Source organism: Pseudoalteromonas sp. PS5 (genome assembly GCF_004103255.1).
Classification (GTDB): domain Bacteria; phylum Pseudomonadota; class Gammaproteobacteria; order Enterobacterales; family Alteromonadaceae; genus Pseudoalteromonas; species Pseudoalteromonas peptidolytica.
The window spans coordinates 1-8,682 of record NZ_RCSQ01000067.1 but is presented as its reverse complement, the minus strand read 5'-3'; the positions used below and the strand labels follow the sequence as shown (position 1 = coordinate 8,682).

The window sequence follows — 8,682 nt, the reverse complement described above, 5'->3', positions numbered from 1 at the left end:
CCTGTTGGTCTTGCTGACCTTGTTGGTTTTGCTGACCCTGTTGGTCTTGCTGATTTTTTAATGCCTCAACGACGGCTTTATTATCCTTTGCCTGTGTGAAGTCGGGGTTCATGGCTAGCGCTTTGTCATATGCTGCAATAGACTCATCCAGTTTACCCAGCTGCGCCAACGCGTTACCTAAATTATATTGGCCTTGTGCTGAGTCAGTTTGATTTAGCACCGAAGCCGCTCCTTCATAGTCGCCTGCTTTATACAAAGCAGCCCCCTTTAAAACAGGGTCATTAGCTGATGCCGCTCGTTCAAAAGCTTCATTTTGATAGGCTTGTAAGGCATTTTGATCGTTATTTTTAAACCATTGTAGCCACTCACTGGCTACAGCCTTTTGCTGTGGTAATAAAGTAAAAACAAGCAAAGCACTGAGCATAATTGCGTGGTTCCGTACCAATAAAAGTGCCAGTGGAACCAATAAAATAAGCAAATATACACCGGCATCTACACGCCACTTGGCACTTTCTTGCTCAGTTTTAACGATGGCAGTATTTGACGCTAAGCTAGGTTTAAATGTGTTGATGTCTCTGTTGTCGGTCGTATACGTGGCAAACTTACCGCCTTTGACTTTCGCAAGCTTTTCTAATCGAGTAGTAAATAGTTTTGGTACTACAATTTGACCATATTGGTCTTTTAAGAAGCCGCCGTCAGGAAGTTTTATCGGCGCGCCCTGAGTTGTACCCAACGCATAAATATTGAGCGAATAGGGACTATCAGCCAGTAACGCCTGAATGTCCTCGGCATCCTCTTGCTCGAGCCCATCTGTAATTAAGATAATATCGCCAAAGGTTGCGCTCGCACCACTTAATAGGTTGATTGCCTCTTCGATACCGGCATAAACATTAGAACCTTTTGATGGCATGATTTCGGGGCGAAGGCTTGGAATTAAATTCTCTAGTGTTGCTACATCTGTTGTTAACGGAGACACAGTGAAGGCGTCACCTGCGTAAGCAACCAACCCTGTTTCACCTTCTTGAAATAACTTCAGCATGTCCAGAGTCTTAAACCTTGCTTGAGTAAGACGATTTGGTGTGAGATCGGTTGCATACATAGAGTAGGACATATCCAGCACCAATACTCTTGGTGCTTGTGTTTTGAAAACAGGTACTTCCTGCTTTTCAATACTCGGGCCTGCAACCGCAATAATGGTTAGCAAAGAAAAAATAACACCAAGTAAAGAGTTATTGTGTTTTTGTGATTGTTGCCCTTGTTCACCCATCACCACTTTCATTAAGTGTGGAGCGATAAGTTGATTATTATGTTGCTTACCTTTTTTAGACCACTGCATCAAACAGTAGATAGCCCAAGGAACGAATAACCAAAGTAATTGTGGGCGAATAAACTCAAATTCCATGCTCTTATCCCCTTACTTTTGCTCTAACAACGACGCTCAGTTGAGCCAAAAAAAGTAGCCCAAGAACTACAAGTAGCGGTATGTAAAACAATGAAACTTTTGGGCGAAATGTCTGTGTTTCATCACTGATTGGCTCTAGCTCATCCAGCATGGCGTAAATCTGTTGCAAACTTGCGACGTCTTTGGCTCGAAAATACTGTCCGCCTGTTTCTTTTGCGATGTGTTGTAGTGTTTTCTCGTCAATGCTACTGCCAGCCATTGAGTTAAAACCAAATAGACCAAACCCTCGTCTGCCATCAGAGCCTACGCCAACGGTGTAAATCTTGATGCCTTCTTCACGTGCCAAGATAAGCGCCTCATTTGGCTCAAGATTACCGGCAGTGTTTTGACCGTCGGTCAATAAAATTAATATACGGTTACTCAGTTCGCGAGCCTCAAAACGTTTGACTGACAAGCCAATCGCATCACCGATGGCGGTGGCGCGACCAACCAGCCCTATTTGGGCCTCAGTTAACATTTGACTGACCGTCGCTAAATCTCGGGTGAGGGGGGTTTGCAAAAATGCGGTATCACCGAAGAGAATAAGACCTAGTCTATCCCCCTGACGCGCTTCAATAAAGTCACTCACGACGGCTTTTACGACGGATAGTCTATCAACCAAACGGCCTTGATACTCCATATCCTGCTCTGTCATGGAGGCTGAAAGGTCAACTGCTAACATAATATCTCGCCCTTCGCTTGGAATAACAATCGGTTCGTCAAGCCATGTAGGATTGGCGGCTGCGCTCACCAGCAGTAACCAGACAATGGCTTCAAGGGGGCTGACTTTAGCGCGCTTATGCAATTGCTTTGAGTGGCCAAGCTGTAACTTGGCGACACTTGGCATGCGAATATGTATATTCGTTTGTGCAACACTTGGCTTAAATTTGGCAATCAGCCAAGGCAGTGGTAGTAATAAAAATGCCAGCGGCCATACAAACTCAAACATCGATACGCTCCTTGACTTTAAAGGTACTGATCGCCAGTGCAAGCTTTTTACTGAGCTCAGGCGTTTGGGTCGGTGCGTACAATGAGTCAAGCTCTTGTTGCGTTAGCTCAACACGGGTGAGTTTTGCTTGTAATGCTAACCACTCTTTACCATAGCGGCTTGCGGCGACCTCCCCATAATAGTGTTTCACTAAACGCTTGAGCAAAGTATGTAAAATCTGTGGGTTATCTTGAGATTGACTAAGCCTTATCGCTTCTTTTTTGGCTTTTAAAAACTGTTGTCTGCGATACAGCAACCAAACTCCGCTGGCTACCAGTGCGAGGACGATAACAATAACTCCCCACATTGGATAAGAAAGTGGCCACCAGCTTACGCTTTGAGGGATGACCACATCATTGAGTTGGTCGAGTGGATTGACTTGCATTTAACCCCTCATTATTTGTAGTTCTATGGGTAATGACGCATCGTATTTTTGTAGCGTCATGCCTGAGCGTTGGAGTAACGCTAATCTTCGATTAAAAAAGTCGGCTGCATGTTGCGAAAATGAGTCGCGAAATTGCTTATCCATGAGCGGTAATGTCCAGTTGTGCTCTCCCGCCGATACTTCTATTGCTTGGCTGTACTGAGGTAATTGATGTTCAAATGGATCGCTTACCATACATCCGATCACTTCGTTATGGCGGCTGGCACGTTCCAACAATTTGAAACTTTCTTCATTAAGTTCAGTAAAGTCCGATATCAAATAGATAAGGCTGCCTGGCTTTGCAAGATGAACAAGCCGCTTTAAATTTTCATTAAAACGGTTTTCAGACGTCGGTCGGTCTTTTTGCAATAAGGCTTGCTCATGCAGTGCACAAAATTGATGAGCCAACGCCAAAACACCGCGATCGCGAGCTGTTGGTTTTAGCTCATGGTGATGACTGTCATTAAAGACCACACCACCGACACGATCGCCACGTTGGCAAGCTGACCAAGATACCAAAGCGCCTAAATGTGCAGCTAATACAGATTTGAGTAACAGCCTTGAACCAAAAAGCATGCTCGAAGAAAAGTCGCAAAAAATGAATACAGGGCGCTCTTTTTCTTCTTGGAATAGTTTGGTGTGTGCCTCACCGGTACGCGCGGTAACACGCCAATCAATAGCGCGTATGTCATCGCCGTATTGATATTGCCTCACCTCAGCAAACTCCATACCTCGCCCTTTGTGGGGGGCGAGGTATTGTCCAGCTTGCGCACTTTTTACTTTGCCGCGTGGTTTAAGTGAAAGTAAATGAGCCTTTGACTTATAAAACAGCAGCTCCTTGAGGCCTAGCTCGACGCCATTACTGTGGCTTTCTCTAAACCAGCTGGCTGCATTAAACTGTGTGACGTCGTTCATCATGTTATGGAACAGCAACTAATTCTAGAATTTTACTAATGACTTGATCTTTTGTGATGCCATCGGCCTGAGCCTCGTAGCTAAGAACTATACGATGGCGAAGTACATTGTGAACCACTGCTTGAATGTCTTCAGGTGTGACAAAATCTCGACCCTGAAGCCAAGCATGAGCACGTGAACATTTATCTAATGCAATAGTGGCACGAGGACTTGCACCATACTCAATCCAGCTAGCCAGGGTAGGGTCAAAGCGCTCTGGTTGTCTTGTGGCAATGATTAGCTGCACCAAATATTGCTCAAGAGGTTCAGCTAAGTGCATACCCAGTACAGTTTTACGTGCTTCAAATAACGTTGCCTGACTAATTGGCGTATAAGCGGCTTGATACTCTTCAAGTGCTTCACCACGGGTTAATCTGAGTATGTCTACTTCAGTTTCGGCATCTGGGTAGTCAATGTTCAAATGCAGTAAGAAGCGGTCAAGTTGTGCCTCTGGTAGCGGGTACGTACCTTCTTGCTCCAATGGGTTTTGTGTGGCCATCACCATAAATAGCTCTGGTAATGGGTAAGTAGTTTTACCTACGGTGATTTGTCGCTCAGCCATGGCTTCGAGCAGCGCAGACTGAACTTTTGCAGGCGCTCGGTTAATTTCATCTGCCAGAATAAGGTGGTGGAAAAGGGGCCCCTTCTCAAATACAAACTCGTTCGTTTGTTGACGATAAATGTCTGTGCCTGTCACGTCAGACGGTAATAAGTCAGGGGTAAATTGAACGCGTTGAAAACTGCCTTCAATGCCTTTTGCCAGTGCGTTTACTGCTCGAGTTTTAGCAAGTCCCGGAGGGCCTTCCACCAACAAGTGGCCATCTGCTAACAGTGCAATAAGCAACGATTCGGTCAGTGCACTTTGTCCTAGAATTTGGGTATCTAAATATTCTTTTAGTTGTGAAAACTCGTTTACTGCCATGAGAATGCCTTTTAAACCGACAAAAATAAAAATAGTTATATGGTCGCTGGATCAATAATCAAGGAGATTAGACCGGTAAATTTAGAAAAGTTCATAAATTTTCAATAACAATTTCAAATACTTTGAGATTGTTTGAAAAAGCATCTAAAGTTGACGTTTGCGGTTTAAAAAGCAACCATTTCGCGCTTTACTATTGGCAACTTCGATTTGGTTGTTTAGAATCGAAGGAAATTAACAGGTCAGACCTGTCAGCGGGAGAGCAAATTCATGTCTGAACAAAATATATTAAAAACATCAAAAGGCGACCGAATCGCTATCGTTAGCGGCTTGCGTACGCCATTCGCAAAGCAAGCTACCGCTTTTCATCATGTTCCAGCATTAGATTTGGGCAAAATCGTAGTTAACGAAATGCTTGAACGACTTAACTTTGACCGCAAAGAAATCGACCAATTGGTTTTCGGTCAAGTTGTTCAAATGCCTGAAGCGCCAAATATCGCACGTGAAATTGTCCTTGGTACAGGGATGCCGGTATCTGTTGATGCGTATTCCGTATCTCGCGCTTGTGCCACGAGCTTCCAAGCGATTGCCAATGTAGCAGAAAGCATTATCTCAGGCCAAGTAAATGTAGGCGTGGCAGGTGGTGCTGATTCTTCATCGGTACTACCAATTGGCGTAAGCAAAAAATTAGCTGGCAGCTTAGTCGACCTAAACAAAGCTCGTACTCTTAAACAGCGTTTACAAATTTTCTCAAAACTGAGATTAAAAGATTTATTACCGGTTCCACCTGCAGTTGCCGAGTATTCGACTGGCTTGTCTATGGGGCAAACAGCAGAGCAAATGGCGAAAACACATGGTATTAGCCGAGCGGATCAAGACGCGATGGCGCATCGTTCACATACTCTAGCTGCAAAAGCATGGTCAGAAGGCCTGTTGAGTAATGAAGTGATGGCTGCACATGTCGAGCCATACAAAGGGTTCATTGATAAAGATAATAACATCCGTGAAAACTCGTCACTTGAAGGGTATGCCAAATTAAAGCCTGTATTTGACAGAAAGCATGGCTCTGTTACCGCTGCGAATGCAACACCACTGACCGATGGTGCTGCAGCTGTATTGATGATGAGTGAAAGTAAGGCCAAAGCGCTCGGTTACGATATTTTAGGATATGTCCGTAGCTTCGCCTTCTCAGCGATTGGCGTACACGAAGACATGCTAATGGGCCCTGCACACTCGACGCCTATTGCGTTGGATAGAGCTGGGATCACATTAGCAGACCTTGATTTGATTGAAATGCACGAGGCGTTCGCAGCTCAAGCGCTGGCAAACATGAAGATGTTTGGCTCAGATAAATTCGCGCAGGAGAAATTGGGTCGCAGCAAAGCGATTGGTGAAATCGACATGGACAAGTTTAACGTAAACGGTGGCTCACTGGCTTACGGTCACCCATTCGCAGCGACGGGCGCGCGTTTAATCACGCAAAGCTTGCATGAACTTAAACGTCGTGGCGGTGGCCTTGCATTAACAACAGCCTGCGCAGCAGGTGGTCTTGGAGCAGCATTTGTATTGGAGAGCGCGTAATGTCAGTATTTTCTTATGAACTAAACGACCATAAAGTGGCCATCGTCACTATTGACGTACCAGGTGAAAAGATGAACACCTTACGCGATTCATTCGCTGATGAGTTGCTTGAAGTTATTGCTAAAGGTAAGCAAGACGATGTAACTGGGATGGTTTTTATCAGTGGTAAAGCAGACAACTTCATCGCCGGTGCAGACATCAAAATGCTGGACAACGCCAACACGCGTGACGACGCGTTAGCGATATCAGAAATGTGTCATAAAACTTTCTTTAAAATGGCAGAGCTGCCATTCCCAACCGTTGCGGCTATTCATGGCGTCGCATTGGGTGGCGGCCTTGAGTTTGCACTGGCTTGTGATTATCGAGTTTGTACTGAAGACAGTAAAACAAAACTGGGTCTTCCAGAAGTACAACTTGGTTTATTGCCAGGTGGTGGTGGTACGCAGCGCCTACCAAAATTAGTTGGAATACAAAAAGCACTTGAATGGATGTTGACTGGTAAACAAGTGCGCCCAAAGCAGGCGAAAAAGACAGGACTGGTTGATGATGTGGTGCCACACAGCATTTTATTAAACGTTGCCGTTAAGCTTGCAAGAAAAGGCAAGCCTAAGCCTCGTAAACCAAACCTAGACAAAATTAGTCAACTATTAGAATCAAACCCGTTTGGTCGAAATATCATTTTCAAAAAAGCACAAGAAAATGTAGAGAAGAAAACTGGCGGACACTATCCAGCACCACTTGCGATTATCAAAGCGGTGAGAGCTTCTATCGAATTGGATAAGCTTAAGGGCTACAAAACAGAAGCAGAAGGGTTTGCTGATCTGGTTATGTCAGAAGTGTCTCGCTCACTGCGAGGTATTTTCTTTGCCACAACGGAAATGAAAAAAGATTTCCAAGTTGAAGACTTGGCGGCTGTAAACCGCGTAGCTGTGCTTGGTGGTGGTTTGATGGGTGCTGGTATTACCCATGTGAGCGCGGTAAAAGCAGGGGCGACGGTGCGTATTAAAGATGTTGCCCATCAGGGGATCAGTAACGCACTAAATTACAGCTACAAGATTTTATCTAAGCGCCAAAAGCGCCGTATTATTTCAAAGGCAGAAATGCAGTCTACCCTGAATATGATCACAGGTACTACTGATTATTCTGGCTTTAAGCACACAGACATGGTGATCGAAGCGGTATTTGAAGATTTAGAGTTAAAGCAATCCATGGTAGCGGATATTGAACGTGAATGCGCTGAACAAACCATTTTTGCGAGTAATACTTCGTCATTACCGATAGGCCAAATCGCTGCGAAAGCCGCGAGACCGGAAAACGTGATCGGATTACATTACTTCTCGCCAGTGGAGAAAATGCCATTGGTTGAAATTATTCCACACGATACCACCAGCGATGAGGTAATCGCTCGTACAGTTGCGTTTGCACGTAAACAGGGTAAAACGCCAATCGTTGTAAAGGACAAGGCTGGCTTTTATGTTAATCGTATTTTAGCGCCGTATGTCAATGAAGCGGCCAACCTGCTATTAGCAGGGGAACCTATTGAAAAAATCGACCAAGCTTTGGTGGAATTTGGCTTCCCAGTTGGCCCCTTGGCACTTTTAGACGAAGTAGGTGTAGATATTGGTTCTAAAATAGCCCCTATTTTGGAAAAGGAACTCGGTGAACGATTTAAAGCACCCAATGCTTTTGCCCGTATGATAGATAGTAAGCGTTTAGGTCGTAAAACAGGCCGAGGTTTCTACAATTATGAAGGCAAAAAAGGTAAGCAGGTTGACGAGTCAGTATACGAGTTGTTGGACATTACCCCATCTCCAAAATTAAACAAGCAGGAAATAGCCAATCGTTGTGTTGCGCAAATGCTAAATGAGGCTGCGCGTTGTTTGGACGAAGGCATTATTCGTAATGCTAGAGATGGAGATATTGGCGCTATTTTTGGTATCGGTTTCCCACCGTTTTTAGGTGGTCCGTTTAGTTACATGGATAAAAAAGGCGTTAACAAGGTTTGCTCTGAGTTATCGACGTATGCGTCTGAAAATCCAACTTTTACGCCTGCCGAGCCGTTATTAGCGATGGCAGAAGCGGGTAAAGACTATTACTGATCTATATACAGTAACACTTCATTTGTAAGCCGCACTTATGCGGCTTTTTTCATTTTCTGGTCTACACTTAAACGAATAACCTGAGCTCGGGATAATGACTTGTTCTCCAGCAGTTGTTATCCCTTATACTAATTATCTTAATTAAATGGTCTATGTTGAGGCGATAAAGCCTTGTTGATAGCACCGCTACCACCAAGGTAACTAAACCCGTATAGGCAAGGCAGAAATTTTGCTATTTAGTGTTCTAAATAAGCAATTTTTAACGCAGTTAGCGTC

Annotated in this window: 7 protein-coding genes; 2 read left to right on the top strand and 5 right to left on the bottom strand. The window is 44.5% G+C overall.

The window, feature by feature from the left end; translation table 11 throughout:
• The 5 genes from D9603_RS09170 to D9603_RS09150 all read right to left on the bottom strand — a co-directional run.
• Nucleotides 1-1,402, bottom strand: a 1,402-nt coding sequence (locus D9603_RS09170; RefSeq protein ID WP_128731066.1) for a VWA domain-containing protein, incomplete at its 3' end; no start/stop codon positions are given.
• Nucleotides 1,403-1,406: 4 nt separating this feature from the next.
• Entirely contained in the window at nucleotides 1,407-2,390 is a 984-nt protein-coding gene (locus D9603_RS09165; RefSeq protein WP_128731065.1) for a VWA domain-containing protein, read from the bottom strand.
• Nucleotides 2,383-2,814 (bottom strand): DUF4381 domain-containing protein, encoded by a 432-nt coding sequence (locus tag D9603_RS09160; protein WP_125252793.1) that lies wholly within the window; start codon nucleotides 2,812-2,814, stop codon nucleotides 2,383-2,385. The genes D9603_RS09165 and D9603_RS09160 overlap by 8 nt, the downstream gene beginning before the upstream one ends.
• Entirely contained in the window at nucleotides 2,815-3,768 is a 954-nt protein-coding gene (locus tag D9603_RS09155) for a DUF58 domain-containing protein (protein WP_125252826.1), read from the bottom strand.
• 4 nt (nucleotides 3,769-3,772) lie between these two features.
• Nucleotides 3,773-4,729 carry a MoxR family ATPase gene (locus D9603_RS09150; RefSeq protein WP_128731064.1) on the bottom strand — a complete coding sequence of 319 codons (957 nt, stop codon included), beginning with the start codon at nucleotides 4,727-4,729 and terminating at the stop codon, nucleotides 3,773-3,775.
• Between the two features lie 267 nt (nucleotides 4,730-4,996).
• Here D9603_RS09150 and fadI point away from each other — a divergent pair, with 267 nt between their 5' ends.
• On the top strand, nucleotides 4,997-6,307 hold the full coding sequence (fadI, locus tag D9603_RS09145) for an acetyl-CoA C-acyltransferase FadI (protein WP_125252795.1): 1,311 nt from the start codon (nucleotides 4,997-4,999) through the stop codon (nucleotides 6,305-6,307).
• A complete protein-coding gene (fadJ, locus tag D9603_RS09140) occupies nucleotides 6,307-8,406 on the top strand; it encodes a fatty acid oxidation complex subunit alpha FadJ (RefSeq protein WP_128731063.1) in 2,100 nt (699 codons plus the stop codon). The genes fadI and fadJ overlap by 1 nt, the downstream gene beginning before the upstream one ends.
• Nucleotides 8,407-8,682: the final 276 nt, after the last annotated feature.

Excerpts from the sequence above, each read along its gene's own strand:
- D9603_RS09165 (WP_128731065.1), bottom strand. The coding sequence starts at position 2,390 with ATGTTTGAGTTTGTATGGCCGCTGGCATTTTTATTACTACCACTGCCT.
- D9603_RS09160 (WP_125252793.1), bottom strand. The coding sequence starts at position 2,814 with ATGCAAGTCAATCCACTCGACCAACTCAATGATGTGGTCATCCCTCAA.
- D9603_RS09155 (WP_125252826.1), bottom strand. The coding sequence starts at position 3,768 with ATGAACGACGTCACACAGTTTAATGCAGCCAGCTGGTTTAGAGAAAGC.
- D9603_RS09150 (WP_128731064.1), bottom strand. The coding sequence starts at position 4,729 with ATGGCAGTAAACGAGTTTTCACAACTAAAAGAATATTTAGATACCCAA.
- fadI (WP_125252795.1), top strand. The coding sequence starts at position 4,997 with ATGTCTGAACAAAATATATTAAAAACATCAAAAGGCGACCGAATCGCT.
- fadJ (WP_128731063.1), top strand. The coding sequence starts at position 6,307 with ATGTCAGTATTTTCTTATGAACTAAACGACCATAAAGTGGCCATCGTC.